The organism is Mesorhizobium sp. NBSH29 (assembly GCF_015500055.1).
GTDB lineage: Bacteria > Pseudomonadota > Alphaproteobacteria > Rhizobiales > Rhizobiaceae > Neomesorhizobium.
Window position 1 is genome coordinate 298,047 of sequence record NZ_CP045492.1, and the last position, 16,287, is coordinate 314,333.

The following is a 16,287-nucleotide window of genomic DNA, read 5'->3' on the forward strand; positions in this document are numbered from 1 at the left end:
CAAAACGCTTTGCATTTTGAGAATGTTTCTTGATGAAAAGCGAAGCACTCTCCATCTTTCGTGAAGAACATGCGCCATTGACCGTTACGCTGCTCGTTCTGTCAGGCTCGTCGCTGATGTGCGTGGCCTCGACGGTCGATCCGTTGCGCGCCGCTAACCGGATTGCAGGCCGGACCGCCTTCGACTGGAAGATCGTTTCGCCAGATGGCGCTCCACCGATCACTACCAGCGGCCTGCCGATCGCTGTCACCGGTCGTTTCGACCCAGATGAAAAAACCGGGATGCTGGTAGCGGTCGGCGGATTTGGTACCCGCGATGCTGCCGTGCCCGGCTTGCTGGCTGGTGTCAGGCGGGCGGCAAAGGCAGCCCGAGCATGCGGCGGCGTGGAGGCCGGCACCTGGCTTCTTGCCCGCGCGGGCCTTCTGGATGGTCGAAGCGCCACGACCCATTGGGAGGATATGGAGGATTTTGCATCAGCCTTCCCCGGCACCGATGTTAGGCCAGACCGATACGTCGTCGACGGGCCTGTTTTCACCACCGGCGGGGCTTCGCCAACCTTCGACCTAATGCTGCACCTCATCCGCACACGGCTGGGCATGGCAGTCGCGCTCGATGTCGCCAGTGTGTTTATTTACGACCAGGCCAAGGCCGCGACTGATGCGCAACCATTGGTCTCGCTCGGCCGCCTCGATGGCTATGACCCGCGGCTCGCGCAGGCTATTCGCATCATGGAAACCCACGTCGATAAACCGCTGACGATATCGGCGATTGCAAGGCGTACAGGCGTCACCGCCCGCACTCTGGAACTGATCTTCAAAGCCTCGATCGGCGAGACGCCAGGCGCCTATTATCTGAGGTTGCGGCTCAACGCGGCGCGCCGGCTGGTGCTGGATACGCGCGTGCCAATGGCGGAAATCGCTGAGCGCGCCGGGTTTTCCTCGGCAGCCACATTTTCACGCGCATTTTCCAGAACGTTCGGCCAGCCGCCAGTACGGCTGAGGCGCAGATAAGCCGGCCAGTCAGGCAGCCTGTTCATGGCCGTCAAGCTCGGCGCGCATACGTTGGGCAAGCTTAGATTGAACGAGCTGCGCGATGGCCCGATCAACGGTATCTTCTTCGTCGCCCTCCGGTACAGCAAAGAGAAGATCGACGATCGAATCATTGGCAAGGCTCGGCATCAGGGAGACGCCGAGACGGTGATCGTTTTCGCTCTTTGCCATGGCCGAAGCCTCCACTTGGTTGCATCTGCGTGAGGCCAAGAGATGATGCCCCGACGCGGCTTTGTAAGGGCCGGATCGGGGCAATAGGATGGCAGGCTGATGAACCTTTTGTAACAGTTTCTCAGCCGGCGAATTGATAGTCAGACGTATCGGTTGACCACGTTCTCCAAAAATTCCTGGCGGCCAGATTTCGGCTTCGGATCAATTTTCTCAGAGATCACGCGGGCGGCGATGTCCTCAAGCTTGGCGCCTTTGGAAAGCATGGCCCGCGCCTCCGGCTTCTCCCAATCGGCATAGCGTTCGGCAAGCGGTCCCGAAAGCGCCTTGTCCTCGACCATCTGGGCAGCTGCCTTGAGCCCCCGCGCGCAGCAATCCATACCGCCAATATGCGCGATCAGCATATCCTGCGGGTCGAGCGACTGGCGGCGCAGCTTGGCGTCGAAATTGGTGCCGCCGGTGGAGAAGCCGCCCGCCTGCAACACCTGATAATAGGCAAGCGCCATTTCGGGCACATTGTTTGGGAACTGATCGGTATCCCAGCCCGACTGGTAATCATTTCTGTTCATATCAATGGAACCAAAAATGCCCAACGCACTGGCCAGTGCCAGTTCATGCTCGAAGGAGTGTCCAGCAAGGATGGCATGCCCCTGCTCGATATTGACCTTGACCTCGTTCTCCAGCCCGAAGCGCTTGAGGAAACCGTAGACGGTCGCGACATCATAATCATACTGATGCTTGGTGGGTTCTTGCGGCTTGGGTTCGATCAGGATCGCGCCCTCAAAGCCGATGCGGTGCTTGTAGTCGACCACCATCTGCAGGAAGCGCCCGGCCTGCTCCTGCTCGCGACCGATATCGGTGTTGAGCAACGTCTCATAACCTTCCCGGCCACCCCAAAGAACATAGTTCTCGCCGCCAAGGCGCTTGGTGACATCCATGCAGGATTTCACCGTCGCGGCAGCGTAGGCAAAGACATCCGGGTCCGGATTGGTGGCGGCACCCGCCATATAGCGGCGATGGGAAAAGAGATTGGCCGTGCCCCAAAGAAGCTTGATGCCGGTCTCTTCCATCTTGCTGGCGAAATAATCGGCCACTTCATCAAGCCGCGCCGCGCTCTCGGCAAAGTCGCGGCCTTCGGGCCGCACGTCAGCATCGTGGAAGCAATAATAAGGCGTGCCGAGCAACGCGAACATCTCGAACGCGGCATCAGCCTTCTTCCTCGCCAGAGCCATCGTGTCCGTTTCGCCGGCACCGGGGAACCAGGGACGCTCAAAGGTTTGGCCCCCGAACGGATCGCCGCCCGGCCATGCGAAGGAATGCCAGTAGGCAACCGCAAAGCGCAGATGGTCTTCCATCTTTTTGCCGGCAACGACTTCCTCGGGATTGTAAAACCGGTAGGCGAGCGGATTTTTGCTGTCCGCGCCCTCAAATTTGATCGGCTTGATATCGCCGAAGAATCCAGTGCTCACGATGTTGCTCCTTGAATGGCCGGGTAGAGTGCCCGGTAGTGCTGATAGGCGTCTGCAAAGGCGCCGGTGAGGGTTTTGTCGGGCTCGATGGTTTCGGCAGTGGCCGGCGTCGAGCAGACGGCAAACGGATCGGCATTTTCAGCTGCAATCAGCCCAAGCCGTGCGGCGCCAAAGGCGGCGCCGAAATCGCCATCAGCCGGAACGTCCACCGGCAGTTCAAGAGATGTGGCGATGGCCTTCAGCCAATAGCGCGAGCGCGAGCCTCCGCCGATGGCAGTGACGCGCGAGAGCTGCGTGCCAGCCGCCCTGAGGGCCTCGAGATTGTCGCGAAAGGCAAAGGCAACACCTTCCAGGACCGATTGTGTCAGCGCAGTCCTATCGCTCTGATGCGACAGACCGGCAAAAGCACCGCGGACCATCGCGTCATTGTGCGGTGTGCGTTCGCCCGACAGATAAGGCAGGAAGAAAACACCGTTCGGCCCGCGCAGGCTCTTTCCCAATTCTTCGGTCAGGTCTGCCGCGCTGCGCCCGGTGATGCCCGTCAGCCAGTTCAGCGAATCCGTCGCCGAGAGGATCACTCCCATCTGGTGCCAGGCACCAGGCAGCGCGTGGCAAAATGTATGGACTGCGCTTTCCGGGTTGGGCAGATATGAGGCGTTGGCAGCAAACAGCACGCCCGATGTGCCGAGCGACACAAAGGCAGCGCCTTCGCGCACCGTGCCCATGCCGCAGGCCGAGGCCGCATTGTCTCCGGCACCACCGGCGACGACCACCTGCTCGACACCCCAGGCCGCAGCAAGTTCAGCGCGCAGACGGCCCGACACCGCCGTGCCCTCGACCAGCGAGGGCATGTGGCTCTCTGTGAGATGACAGGCGGCGAGCAAATCCTCCGACCAGCGCCGCCCGGCAACATCAAGCCATGCAGTGCCCGATGCATCCGACATTTCGGAGACGGTTTCTCCGGTCAGCCACAGCCGCAAAAAATCCTTCGGCAACAGGATCTTTGCCGTGCGCGCAAAAATCTCGGGCTCATTATGGCGCACCCATTCGACCTTCGGCGCCGTAAAGCCTGGAAAGACTATATTGCCGGTGATCTGGCGGAAGCGCGGATCGCCATCGAGAGCGGCGGCCTCAGCATGGCTGCGTGTGTCGTTCCACAACATGCACGGGCGCAGCACTGCATGGTCGCTGTCCAGCAGCGTCGCGCCATGCATCTGGCCAGACAGGCCAATACCGCGCAGCCGCTTCATCGCATCGCCATGCGATTTTATCAGGCCCGCGACGGCTTCCTCGGTTGCCCGGATCCAGTCGGCGGGGTTTTGCTCCGACCAGCCGGCATGAGGCCGCGAGACCGAAAGCGAACCATCGGTAGAGCCTATGATGCGCTGGTCGGCATCGATAAGCAGCGCTTTAACCCCGGAGGTGCCAAGATCCAGTCCAAGATACATAATGGGTCCTCCCGGCAACCGCACGAACCCCGGTTGCCTTTTCCTTCCGCGCTGTCACAGGCGCATCGCGATGTGCAGCACTCCTCTATCGCAACGTTCACAGCAAAAACTTTGCCAGCGCAAGCGGCTGAGGACCACTGCGTGATATTTATTTCGTGTCTCGTAATAAATGCGCAACTAAGGGGAGGCTTGAAGCGGCAGTGCGCAACCGAACCGGCGGGCAAGTTGTCATCCAGTCTGATTGCCAGCGGAAAGAGCTAGACCGAAAAATCAGCACGCCGCACGAAAAGTGCCGACAGCGGACTTTCAGGCCGCGCCGCCATCCGTGCTGCCGAAAGGCTGCTTGCCAGTGCGTCATTCCCCGAGCGCAAGGCCGCCTCAATCAGCGTCAGCTCAATCACATCGCGCTGTGCGTGGCTGCCGCCGAACCGGTGGGCAATGGCGCGCAACGGCTCAATCAACCGGATAGCCTCGCCATAACGCCCTTCCCCAAAAGCCTGCAAGGCCAACACGAGCGGGTGGCCAATGTCGCGTGTGAAACGCGCATTGTCGTCGCTTCCCTGCATCGCATGTTGCTGCGCTTCCAACAGGTCACGCGCTGGTCCGACCAGCCCCGCCCCGACAAACGCCATCATCGCGTGAACATCGTTGAAGGCGTAGTTGCCGTCCTTGGCCTTCGGCATCCAGTTGGCGGCGAGCGCAGACCATCGGTCGCCAAGATCATGCCCACCCAGATGCAGGCGCCACAGCAAGGCCGACGCATCCACCATGTTGAACACCACGCTATTTGGCTTTCCAAAAATCGGGCCGTCAAACAGGTCTCGTGCGGCTTCAATGTCGCCAAGCTCATAATGGAACAGCGCAAGATGCCACCAGTTATGGGTCTGGAAAAAGCTGTCCTTCGTCCAGTTGTCGGTGTTGGAGCGCATCCACACAATGCCGTCCTGCTGGCGGCTCTGCATCTCCATCACATGCGCAACTGCGTGCTGCGCCCAGCCGTCGCGCGGCTCAAGCGCCACTGCCTGCCGCCCCAGAGCTTCGGCATGAGCGTAGTCGCCCATCTCCTCCAGCCCGAAGGCCTGCATGCCGACTATGGCGTGGTACCCGGCCATCTCGTCGCTCCAGGCTGGCATGGCGCGCGCAATCCGGTCACGCAGCATCGGGGCATCACCGGTGAAGAAATCGATCTGGTGCCCGGCCTGCAGGGCAAGCGCGTCACGTGGTTCGTCAGTGGTCAGCTCGGCCAGAATCCGGCTCGCTTCATGCCAGCCACCAGTTGCAAGCTGGCCCAGCGCCGCGACATGGCTGCGCTCGCGGCTGGTTCCGCCAAGTGCGGCCGCGGCTCGATGGGCGCTTTGCGCTATCGCCATCGCATCGCGCTCTGTGGAGAGCCCGTAAAGATAGCCCTTCAACACATGCGCCATGACAAAGCCGGGGTCCGCGGCGATGGCCTGATCGACAGACGCGACCGGGTCTCCCACAAAGCATTGCAGTTCGCGCTGCGCCCTTTGATAGGCCACCACACCGGTCTGGCTGGCGCCGGTAAGAGACAATCCAACGGCATCCCGGTGATACATGGTGCCCTATCCTCCAATGTTCAGGCCTGCCGCTACGTCTTAACTCAAAAAGCCGAAACGCGCCAATGCGGAACGCACTCGCATAGATTGTGTTATGGCGCCCAAATAGTTTAAGATGCATGAGCGTTCCCTAAAGGAATAATTTGGTAACCCAGCCCTGTTCCTCCGGGTTGCGGGGGTCGTCGCTTTGTGTCCTAATCGTGACCGAGGACCCACTTACTTGGATGCGGCGCGCCGATTCTGATCATCTGGTTGGCGCAAAGGAATGGGGAACGAGGACATGAACAACGACGCTCAACCGGGCGTGGGAGCGCCGTCTTTTGCGAAGCTCCATCTCTCGCGTACACGGCTATCCGCCTTGCGCCGACTTGCCCTTTTCGCCTCAACCTCGTCCCTGCTTTTCGCCGTGCAGGGCAGCGCTGCGTTGGCGGCCTGCACCTTCGTGCCGGCACCTGGCGATACGATGTTTGTATGTGATAGCGGCACGTCGATCGGCGGCTTGACGGATCTCTCCGGCAACAACACGTTGACACTGCCTTCAGGCGGCACCGGAACGATCAACGGCGACGTGAATTTCGGCAACGGCGCCGACACGATCGAGATGCACTCTGGCACTGTCAACGGCTCTATCGACCAGGGCGATGGCAACGACACCTTCAACATGAGCGCCGGCACCATCACGGGAACGCTGCAGCAGGGCGACGGTCTCGACGATTTTCGTATGACCGGAGGCCAGATCGACAAGCTCCTCCAGGGCGGCCATCATGATACATTCTTCATGTCGGGCGGGCGCATTGTCGACGCCTTCGACGATGGTGACAATGCGGTGATGACCGGGGGGCGTATCGGTCGCGTCAACCTCAAGCTCGACGACAACTATTTCAATATGTCCGGCGGTACCATCGATAAGAACCTGGTTGCTGGTTTTGGCAATGACACGATCATCCTCTCCAGCGGCACCATCGGCGGCAATATCAGCCTCAGTGGTGGAGCGGACAGCCTGACCATCACCGGCGGTACGCTCGGCGGCAACGTGATGCTGAGTGTCGGCACCGACAGTTTCACCTGGGCCGATGGTGGCATCATTTACGGCACCATCGATATGGGCGGCGACGATGACACCGCCACCTTCCGCAACCTGACGACCGCCAACCATGGCGCGGTGGCAACGATCTCCGGCGGCACGGGCACGGATAGCCTGATGCTCGACAACGTCAAGGCAACTGGAATTGCGAGGCTCATCAACTGGGAAACCATCGCCGCCACCAACGACACTCAACTGACCTTCGACGGCACGTTGACGCTGGGCGATAGCGGGACCGGTACAGGCGCGCTGACCGTTGATGCCACCAGCACCCTGTTTGGCGGCGGTTCCAATGGCGCCGTCAACCCGTTCACGGCTGGACAACTCGCCAGCCTTACCAACGCCGGCCGTATTGATCTCACCAACAATGGCGGCGGAGCCGGCGACACTTTCACCGTCACCGGAAATTATATCGGCAATGGCGGCGTCCTTTTCGTCGACACGGTACTCGGCAATGACAGTTCGGCATCCGATAGGCTGGTGATTTCAAACGGCACCGCTTCCGGCTCGACATACATCAAGGTCACCAACGCTGGCGGCACTGGCGCCACGACAGTGGCCAATGGCATCATGCTTGTTGAGGCCGCCAATGGCGCGACAACTACTGCCGGAGCGTTCTCGCTAAGCGGGCGCGTCACCGTGGGTGCCTATGAATATCTCCTGTTCAAGGGCGGAACGTCCGGCGGCACGGAAGAAAACTGGTACCTGCGTTCCACGATGGCCGCTGCTCCTGCCCCGGGACCCGCGCCATCGGCACCAACCCCTGAACCGAAAGCGCAGGCACCGCAGGCCGCTCCGCCACCACCGCCGCCTTCCGAGCTACCTCCCGTAGCGGTGCCTACCGAAGGTGACCCGTTGACACCGCCCGATGATTCGGCGACCCCTCCTGTTATGGCCGGTGATCCTTCTCCCGTTGCGCCACCGGCTCCGCCGTCTGCCGCACCGCCGGCACCGCCGCCGGCCATTGAAGCGATCACGCTGGTTTCCAATCCCGCCGCTGACCTGCCGGCACCAAATCCTGCCCGCCTCGTCGGCGGCACGATCCCGCTCTATCGCCCCGAGGTTCCAGCCTTTGTATCGACCCTTCCGGTTGCCCATTATCTGACTGTCTCGACGCTCGGCACCTTCCACGAGCGGCGCGGCGAGCAGGCGCTTGTCGAAGGCGCAGGGCTGCTGCCGACGAGCTGGGCACGGCTCTACGGGCAAGATGCTGAACTGACCTCGACCGGTACGCTGACGCCAACCTTTGACGGCACGCTTCTGGGCATCCAGGCTGGTCTTGACCTGATCGGCTGGGAAAGTGGCAATGGCCACCACGACCGGATCGGCCTGTTTTACGGCTATTCGCGCATGCGCGGTGATATCAACTCGCCGACACTCGGCGGCATTGATGCGAAATTTGGTGAGATCGAAGCCAATGGCAACAGCATTGGCGCTACCTGGACCCATGTCGGCCCGGGCGGCTGGTATGCCGATGGCGTGGTGATGGGTACATGGCTTGGCGGCGAAAGCAGCACTGCCACCGGCGAGGCGATAGACATCGATGGCAATGGCATCGCCGTTTCGCTCGAAGGCGGCTACCCAATCGCGCTGACACCCGATTGGGTGATCGAACCGCAAGCGCAACTGATCTGGCACAGCCTGTCGTTAAACGACCAGGCCGACAGTTATTCCAGCATCCGCTACGACGCCGATAACGGCGTGACCGGACGCGTCGGCTTCCGTCTGAAAGGCAATGTGGTGGCCGGAACGACGACCTTGCAGCCCTATCTCAAGGCCAATATCTGGCATGAGTTCGGTGGCGAGGACCATGTCAGCTTCGACACCACCTCGATCCTGTCAGACCAGGGCGGCACCTCGCTCGAGGTGGGCGGCGGCATCACCGCAAAACTGTCCGACACGGTCAGCCTTTTTGCCTCCGCCGACTACACCACCAATCTGGGCGGCGAAAAGAAGCGCGTGTTCGAGGGCAATCTCGGGCTCAGCGTGAAGTGGTAATCCGCGCGCTGACGGGCGGCTTGCCGCCCGTTCAGCCTTTGTAAACCACGATTTGCCACAATCACGCCGAACGAGATTATTCGGAGCAACGCGTGGCACATCATTCCCGGTCAATAACTGCAGCTCCGGTCGCACCGCGGGAGCAAATTTCCCGTCGCACGATGATCAGTGGGCTCGGCCTGCTGGGGCTAGGCGCTGCCAGTGGCTGCTCCACTTCGGCAATCGAGTTGCCCGCAATGGGGCTTGATAACACCACCACCGGCTCGATCCGTCCGCGCATCAGCGTCGACAGGAAAGTGACCAGCCCTGACCTTATGTATGCGTCCTTCAACGATGAAGGCTTCCAGCTCCCCGAAATTCCCTACGCCAAGGTAGACCCGCAGTACCGCCGCCAGATCGTCGTTGACCCGACAGGTGAGGCGCCGGGCACCATAGTCGTCCATCTCAAGGAACACTTCCTCTACTACGTCCAGCCCGGCGGCGACGCGCTGCGCTACGGCGTCGGCATCGGCCGCGAAGGCTTTTTGTGGTCTGGGCGCGCCAACATCCAGTACGGCAAGAAATGGCCGACTTGGACGCCGCCGCCCGAAATGATCGCCCGCAAGCCCGAGCTCGAAAAGTGGCGTGGCGGACAGCCCGGCGGATTGGAAAACCCGCTCGGCGCACGCGCGCTCTATATCTTCCAGGATGGGCGCGACACCGGCTACCGCGTGCATGGTTCGCCGGAATGGTGGACTATCGGCCAGGCCATGTCTTCCGGTTGTGTCCGCATGATCAACCAGGACGTGATCGACCTTTTTGGCCGCGTCACCGGTAAGACGCCTATCGTCGTTGTCTGACACCGGTTGCACCTGAAGGTCGGACAGGCCAATGTCTGTCCGCAGCCGCAGGAGCCTGATGAAAAATGCCGGAAAAAACCTTTGTGATCGCGCAGGGCGGTGGCCCGACGGCTGTCATCAACCAGACATTGGCCGGCGCTGTCGCCGAGATTGAGCGCCGCTATCCAAATGCCCGCATTCTGGGCGCGCGACACGGCGTGCGCGGCATCCGAGACGGTGATTATGTGGATTTCTCCGACATCCCGCCCGAGCGCATGCGCGCCATCGGCGCAACGCCGGGCGCAGCCCTCGGCAGCACCCGCGACAAGCCCGACGCCGCCTATTGCGAACTGGTGTTGAACGGCCTGCGCAAGGTTGATGCTAATGCATTTATCTATATCGGCGGCAATGATACCGCCGGCACGCAGCAGATCCTGGCGGAAGCCTCTGGTGGCTCAATGGCTTTTGTCCACGCGCCCAAAACCATCGACAATGATCTGGTCGAAAACGACCATACACCGGGCTTCATCTCCGCAGCCGAATTCGTCGCGGGCGCATTTCAGAGCGTCGATCTCGATTTCCGCGCTTTGCCGGGCATCTATATCGGCATCGTCATGGGCCGCCATGCGGGCTTTCTGACGGCAGCCGCTGCCGCATGGCGCGACGAAGAAGATGATGGCCCCCACCTGATCTACGTGCCCGAGCGCGCCTTTTCGGAAGACCGCTTCATTGATGATGTGAAGGCAACGCTTTCCCGTCATGGCCGCTGCGTGGTTGCGGTGTCGGAAGGCGTTTCGACTGCCGACGGTCGCGCTCTGGTCGAAAGTCTGGTCCCCCCCGAGCGCATCGAGCGCGATCAGCATGGCAACATCAAACTGTCAGGCAGCGACCTGCCGATGGCCTTTGAACGCGCTCTGTCGGAAAAACTGCCCGGCAAGCGTGCCCGCGTCGACGTTCTGGGCTATCTGCCCCGCGGGTATATCGGAGCCATCAACCAGACTGACGCCAGCGAAGCCTATGAAGCGGGCATTTTCGCTGTTGATACAGCAGAGCGTGGGGGCGGCTCCGTTGCACTGCAGGAAGAGGGCGGCAAGACGGTCATGCGTCGTGTTGAACTGTCTGCCGTTGCGGGCAAGACCCGGCACATGCCCAAGACTTTTCTGATGGGCGACGAGAACCGCCTGTCGCCGGATGGCAGCGCCTATTTCAACCGGCTGCTGCCGCGCAAATATGCCATCGGTCGGCCCTTCGTTTGAGGTGTTGATGGACCAACGCTAACAGGATCACCGTTGTCCCCGGCACTGGAAGGGGCCACGGCGCTGCGATTGTGCTGACCTTCGCCGACCTGCTCTGTCGCCTCATTATGTGTGGGCGCAGCCGGCCGGCACAAAAGGAAACCGGCCACAAGATCGTGCGCCCGGTAGCCGTCATCCAACCAGATAGCGGTTATGAAAAAAAGCCGGCGAACCGGCCTTCTGTTATTCCGCCGCCATCGGCAATGCGTTCTGCTGTTCGACGGCATGGGCCGGAGCGCCATGCTTCTGGTCGTCTTCCGGGTCGTCGCGGCGGTTAGGCCGGGCCAGCCAGCGGAACAGCCGCGAGGTGCCGATCGCCGCGTCATCCATCAGCGTAAAGAAGGACGGAACAAAGACCAGCGACAGGAAAGTCGACACCAGCAGGCCACCAATCACCGCAACAGCCATGGGTGCCCGGAACTCACCGCCATCGCCCAGCGCCAAAGACGCCGGCAGCATGCCTGCCGACATGGCAATGGTGGTCATGACGATGGGACGTGCGCGCTTGCGGCCGGCGTCGATGATCGCCTCCTTACGCGATACGCCCTGCTTCACTTCCTCGATGGCAAAATCCACCAGCATGATGGCGTTCTTGGTAACAATACCCATCAGCATCAGGATGCCGATAACGACCGGCATAGACACCGCCGAATTGGTAAGCATCAGCCCCGCCACCACGCCACCAATGGCCAGCGGCAATGAGCCCAGAATGGTGATGGAGTGAAACACCGAGCCAAACAGCAGGATCAGTACCACCAGAACCAGCATCAGCCCTGTGCCCATCGCGGTGGCAAAGCCGGCAAACACTTCGCCCATGATCTCCGCATCGCCGGTTTCCTGGATGCGCGTGCCGGGTGCCATCTCCTTGACAGCGGGCAGCTCCCAGACCGCGGCCAAACCTTCGCCAAGCTCAGCCCCCTTGGCCATGTCGGCGCCGATGACGACACGCCGTTCACGGTTGAACCGCTCGATAGAGGAAGGCCCCTGCCCGAACTGTATGTCAGCGACAGAAGACAGCGGTACAGTAACCCCCGAGGGTGACGGCACAGGCAGCTCACTCACCACCGAAAGGTCGTCACGTGCCTCCGGTGCCAGTTGCACCCGAATCGGGATCTGGCGGTCGCCCACGGTGAATTTTGCCAGGTTGGCGTCAATGTCACCAATGGTGGCAATGCGTAAGGTCTCCGACAGCGTCGCTGTCGAGATACCAAGCTCGGCCAGCCGGTCGAGATCGGGCGAGACAATAATTTCGGGCCGGTCTAGCGCGGCGTTCGAACTGATCGCCCGGAATTTCCCGGTCTCGGCCATGGCGCTCTGGATCTTGCGCGCCTGTGCATCAAGCACGGCACCATCGGTACCCATGACGCCCAGCGCCAGCTGCCGCTCGCCGCGGTCATTGACGAAATAGGCGCGCAAATCCGGTACCGTCTCCATCTTCTTGAGCAGTATCTCCTCGATCTCCGCCTGCTTGATCGAACGCTCCGACTTATGGACCAGATCAGCAACGACGGTCGCCCGCCTGGTCTCCAGCGTTCCGGTTGGGTTCGACCCACCGATGACATAGACATTCTCGACCTCGGGCACCTCACGCATCAGAGTTGTGACCCGGTCGGTTACCATGCGCGTGTCTTCAAGCCGGCTGCCGGGCGGCAGCTCCAGAGAGAAGACGATGCGGCTGGCATCCTCCTTGGGGATGAAGCCCGACGGCAAAGTGCCCATGGCGTAGATCGACCCCGCGAAAAAGCCGATACCAGCGAGTAGCGTCAGCCAGCGAAAGCGCAATGTCGTGCGCAACAGCCGTTCATAACCACGCATGATAATGCCGGGCTTGGGCTCTTCATGGACATGGTCACGCATGAAATAGGCAGCCAGCATCGGCGTGATAAGTCGCGCGACGAGCAGCGAGAAAAACACCGCGACGGCCACTGTCAGTCCAAACTGCTTGAAATACTGGCCGGCAATGCCGCCCATGAAAGACACTGGCGCAAACACCGCCATGATCGTCGCAGAAATGGCGATCACCGCAAGGCCGATTTCGTCCGCAGCTTCCAAAGACGCGCGATAAGGCGATTTTCCCATTTTGATATGCCGCACGATATTCTCGATTTCGACGATCGCGTCGTCGACCAGAATACCCACCACCAGCGTGATGCCGAGCAGGCTGACGAGATTGAGCGAAAAGCCGAGCATGTCGATGGCCCAGAAAGCAGGCAGGATCGACAGCGGCAACGCTACAGCCGAGACCAATGTAGCCCGGATATCGCGCAGGAACAAAAACACCACGATGATCGAAAGCACGGCGCCTTCAACCAGCGTTTCCATGGCCGAGTCATAATTACCGACCGTATAGCTGACAGAATCGTCAACCTTCCTTACCACCACTTCCGGGTTCTCGGACTTTAGTGTGGTGACGGCTGCTTCAACGCGCTCATTGACCTCGACGTCGCTTTCACCCTTGCCCCGGAAGATCGCAAACGACACGACCGTCTGGCCATTGACCCGGGCGAAGGATTTCGGCTCCTCCCAGGAATCGCTGACCTTGGCGATATCAGACAACAAAACCTTGCGACCGCCTGCGAGCGGGATTTCGAGCTTCTCGAGGTCTGCAAGTTCCTTGGCGCCACCCAGCGTACGGATCGACTGGGCGCGATCAGAAAAATCGGCGCTGCCGCCGGTGAGGTCAACATTGGCAGCACGCAGCGAGCGGTTGATATCGCCGGCTGTCACACCGAGGGCTTCAAGCCGGTTCGGATCGACATCGACATGGATTTCACGGGTAACCCCGCCATAACGGTCAACGCGGGCAACACCCTTGAGACCCTGCAACTTACGGATGACCGTGTCATCGACAAACCAAGAGAGTTCCTCAGGCGTCATTGCAGGCGCTGTCACCGCATAGGTCAGGATCGCCTGGCCTTCAACCTCGACGCGCGCGATGACCGGCTTGTTGGAGGTGGCGGGCAGGTCGGACTGGATACGCTCGACCGCGTCCTTCACGTCGGTCACCGCTGTCGCTGTCTCGACTTCGAGGCGGAATTCCACGACCGTCTGCGAGCGGCTTTCAGTGATGGTCGAGATGACATTCTTAACGCCGCTGATGTTGGAAACCGCATCCTCGACCCGCTTGGTGACCTGGGTTTCCAGCTCGCTTGGAGCGACACCAGGATCAATTACGACAACTGAAACCAGCGGCACGTCGATGTTGGGAAAGCGCGTGATCGGCAGGCCCTTGAAGCTCATGAGCCCCAGCACGATCAACACGACAAAAAGCAGGATCGGTGCAATCGGATTGCGGATGGACCAAGCCGAAAAGTTCCAGTTCATGGCTTGAGTGCCCCCATCACATCACCGCGCACCGGCGTGACCATGTCGCCATCGGCAACAAACGTCCCGGCCCGCTCGATCACTTCGTCGCCGGCCGTCACGCCGGACTTCACTTCGACATAGCCCTCAGCCCGCGCACCGAGTGTCACCGGTACAGTATTCACCTTGCCGTCCCTCACCACTTGCAGAAATGGCTTCTGGTTGCGGAATGTAACCGCCCCCTCGGGCACCGCCACGCCATTGCGCCGCACCGCCTCGATCTCACCGCGGGCGAAATTGCCGACCCGAACGTCGCTGCTGTCGGCAATTGAGATATAGAGAGTGCCAAGCCGCGATCGCTGGTCGACCTCGGGTGAAATGCGGCGGATGTTTCCGGCAATCGGTGTGTCGCTGCCGGCGGGCATGACCGCGACCGGCATGTCGGCCTTCAGCCGTGGCAACGCCGTTTCAGCGACAGTTGCGGCGAGCTCGAATTCACCATCGATAGCAATGCGAAACAGCGGCCCGGCAGCGGCCGAGACAATGCCTCCGAGCGTGGCGCTGCGGGCAAGCACAAGCCCGTCCGCCGGGGCCTTCACGTCGGTTTTGCCTAGTTGCAGCGAAATGTTCTTCTTCTGCGCATCGATGACGGCAAGCTGCGCCTGCGAGGCAACAACTGCTTTTTGCGCCGCACCCAGCCTGGCTCGCGCGCTGTCAAATGCGTTCACTGCATTGTCCAGCTGCGCTTTGGCGGCAACGCCCTTTGCCTGCAATGTCTTGGACCGCGCCAACCCTTCCTTAGCCTGGCGAACGCCTACTTCGGAATCTGCAATCTGCGCTTCCATCTGTGCGATATTGGCTTCGGCCTGCGCCCGGCTGGCGTCCATCTGTGCCAGTTGTGTCTCCAGCGAGGAGCGATCAAGCACCGCGAGAACATCGCCCTTCTTGACCCGGTCACCTTGGTCGGCATTGAGCTTCAGAACCGTTAGCCCGTTGAGGTCTGTGCCGGCGGCGGCCTCTTCCCGTGCCACGATGGTGCCGGTGACGGACAAATGTTCGACCAGCTCGCGCTGCGCCGCAGCCACCACGCGGATGGCCGGCGGCGTCTGGATGACTATCTCCTCGGCCGGCGTTTCAGCCGCTGCAAAAACATTCTCCGGCAGCACAGTATAGGCAATGCTAGCCGCTAGAAGGATAGCAAAAGCGCCGATGATTGTTTTACGAACGGTCATTGTTACACTCAGTGTTTGGGCCGAAAGGCGCGTCAAAACGGCTATGTCAGGCGGGTCGTCTCGGGCGCAGCAATGCTTCCATCGACGCGCGCAGCATAATTTCAAGCTGGTCGCGGGAAACCCCACGCCCCAGCAGATCGCTAATCGCAAGCCCCTGTCCGATCGCCAGAATCATTGGCAAGAGCGCATCAAGCTCCACAATGGGGTCAATCTCGCCGCGCTCGACGGCCTGGTGAAGATAGGTTCGGAACCGGTCCTGAACCTCGGCCATGCAACCATCTCCGATGGCGCGAATGGTTTCATTGCGCAGCGATTCTGTGGCGATTTCTGCGAAGATCGGCGCGTTGCCATTTTCGTGGGTGAAGGTGAGATGATCCAGTCCGCATGCGACGAACCCCTCGACCACGCAGGAACTCTTTTCCATCGCCGCAAATTTTTCCGCATCCTGCCGCCGGTTGGCCTCGCAGATTGCCTGGATGATCGATTCCTTGGACGGGAAGTAACGATAGAGCGCGCCCGGGCTCATGCCTGCCTCGGCGCAAATCTGTTGCATGGAGGTGCCCTGAAAGCCAGAGCGCAGGAAACAAGCCTTCGCCGCATCAAGCACCCGCTGCACTTGCTGGTCGCGACGCTCCGCACGCGACGGCGCCTGAAAATCGCTTTCCGTCGGTATTTCGAATGCGCCTGGCGAACGTTCCTCGTCCAATGAACTTCCCTTACGTGCGAACAATCACTCTCCATTTATGCGAATGATCATTCTCAGTCAAGATGGTGCGATGCAGCATGCTGACATGACGGTGTCATGAGACATTGAATGCATCCATCTCCGGCAGATTATATTTGTCC

11 protein-coding genes are annotated in these 16,287 nt (G+C 60.7%); 4 read left to right on the forward strand and 7 right to left on the reverse strand.

All coding sequences use genetic code 11. The features are described from left to right. Nucleotides 1-29 precede the first annotated feature (29 nt). Nucleotides 30-1,010, forward strand: a complete 981-nt coding sequence (locus GA830_RS01470) for a GlxA family transcriptional regulator (protein WP_195163379.1) — start codon at nt 30-32, stop codon at nt 1,008-1,010. A 9-nt stretch (nt 1,011-1,019) separates the two neighbouring features. Here GA830_RS01470 and GA830_RS01475 read toward each other — a convergent pair whose 3' ends face one another. The 4 genes from GA830_RS01475 to GA830_RS01490 all read right to left on the reverse strand — a co-directional run bounded on the left by GA830_RS01475 (nt 1,020) and on the right by GA830_RS01490 (nt 5,711). Next, complete coding sequence (locus GA830_RS01475) at nt 1,020-1,220, reverse strand: hypothetical protein (RefSeq protein ID WP_195163380.1); 201 nt, start codon at nt 1,218-1,220, stop codon at nt 1,020-1,022. Between the two features lie 140 nt (nt 1,221-1,360). After that, nucleotides 1,361-2,686 carry a xylose isomerase gene (xylA, locus tag GA830_RS01480; protein ID WP_195163381.1) on the reverse strand — a complete coding sequence of 442 codons (1,326 nt, stop codon included), beginning with the start codon at nt 2,684-2,686 and terminating at the stop codon, nt 1,361-1,363. Continuing rightward, complete coding sequence (gene xylB, locus GA830_RS01485; protein WP_195163382.1) at nt 2,683-4,134, reverse strand: xylulokinase; 1,452 nt, start codon at nt 4,132-4,134, stop codon at nt 2,683-2,685. Before xylB ends, xylA begins: the two co-directional genes overlap by 4 nt. 257 nt (nt 4,135-4,391) lie before the next feature. Then, nucleotides 4,392-5,711, reverse strand: coding sequence for a tetratricopeptide repeat protein (locus tag GA830_RS01490; protein ID WP_195163383.1), 1,320 nt, complete (start codon nt 5,709-5,711; stop codon nt 4,392-4,394). A gap of 280 nt (nt 5,712-5,991) precedes the next feature. Between GA830_RS01490 and GA830_RS01495 the strand changes: the two genes are divergently transcribed. From GA830_RS01495 to GA830_RS01505, 3 genes are all read left to right on the forward strand, one after another. Continuing rightward, nucleotides 5,992-8,793 carry an autotransporter family protein gene (locus tag GA830_RS01495; protein WP_195163384.1) on the forward strand — a complete coding sequence of 934 codons (2,802 nt, stop codon included), beginning with the start codon at nt 5,992-5,994 and terminating at the stop codon, nt 8,791-8,793. Between the two features lie 161 nt (nt 8,794-8,954). Then, nucleotides 8,955-9,632 (forward strand): L,D-transpeptidase, encoded by a 678-nt coding sequence (locus tag GA830_RS01500; protein WP_195164707.1) that lies wholly within the window; start codon nt 8,955-8,957, stop codon nt 9,630-9,632. Nucleotides 9,633-9,697: 65 nt separating this feature from the next. Then, nucleotides 9,698-10,867 carry a diphosphate--fructose-6-phosphate 1-phosphotransferase gene (locus GA830_RS01505; RefSeq protein ID WP_195163385.1) on the forward strand — a complete coding sequence of 390 codons (1,170 nt, stop codon included), beginning with the start codon at nt 9,698-9,700 and terminating at the stop codon, nt 10,865-10,867. Between the two features lie 222 nt (nt 10,868-11,089). On the opposite strand, the gene GA830_RS01510 is transcribed toward GA830_RS01505, so the two are convergent. Genes GA830_RS01510 through GA830_RS01520 form a run of 3 tightly spaced genes read right to left on the reverse strand, consistent with a single transcriptional unit; the run spans nt 11,090 to nt 16,147 of the window. Then, nucleotides 11,090-14,230, reverse strand: a complete 3,141-nt coding sequence (locus GA830_RS01510; RefSeq protein ID WP_195163386.1) for an efflux RND transporter permease subunit — start codon at nt 14,228-14,230, stop codon at nt 11,090-11,092. After that, on the reverse strand, nt 14,227-15,441 hold the full coding sequence (locus GA830_RS01515) for an efflux RND transporter periplasmic adaptor subunit (RefSeq protein WP_195163387.1): 1,215 nt from the start codon (nt 15,439-15,441) through the stop codon (nt 14,227-14,229). The genes GA830_RS01510 and GA830_RS01515 overlap by 4 nt, the downstream gene beginning before the upstream one ends. A gap of 46 nt (nt 15,442-15,487) precedes the next feature. Further along, complete coding sequence (locus GA830_RS01520) at nt 15,488-16,147, reverse strand: TetR/AcrR family transcriptional regulator (RefSeq protein ID WP_258045524.1); 660 nt, start codon at nt 16,145-16,147, stop codon at nt 15,488-15,490. Nucleotides 16,148-16,287 lie beyond the last annotated feature (140 nt).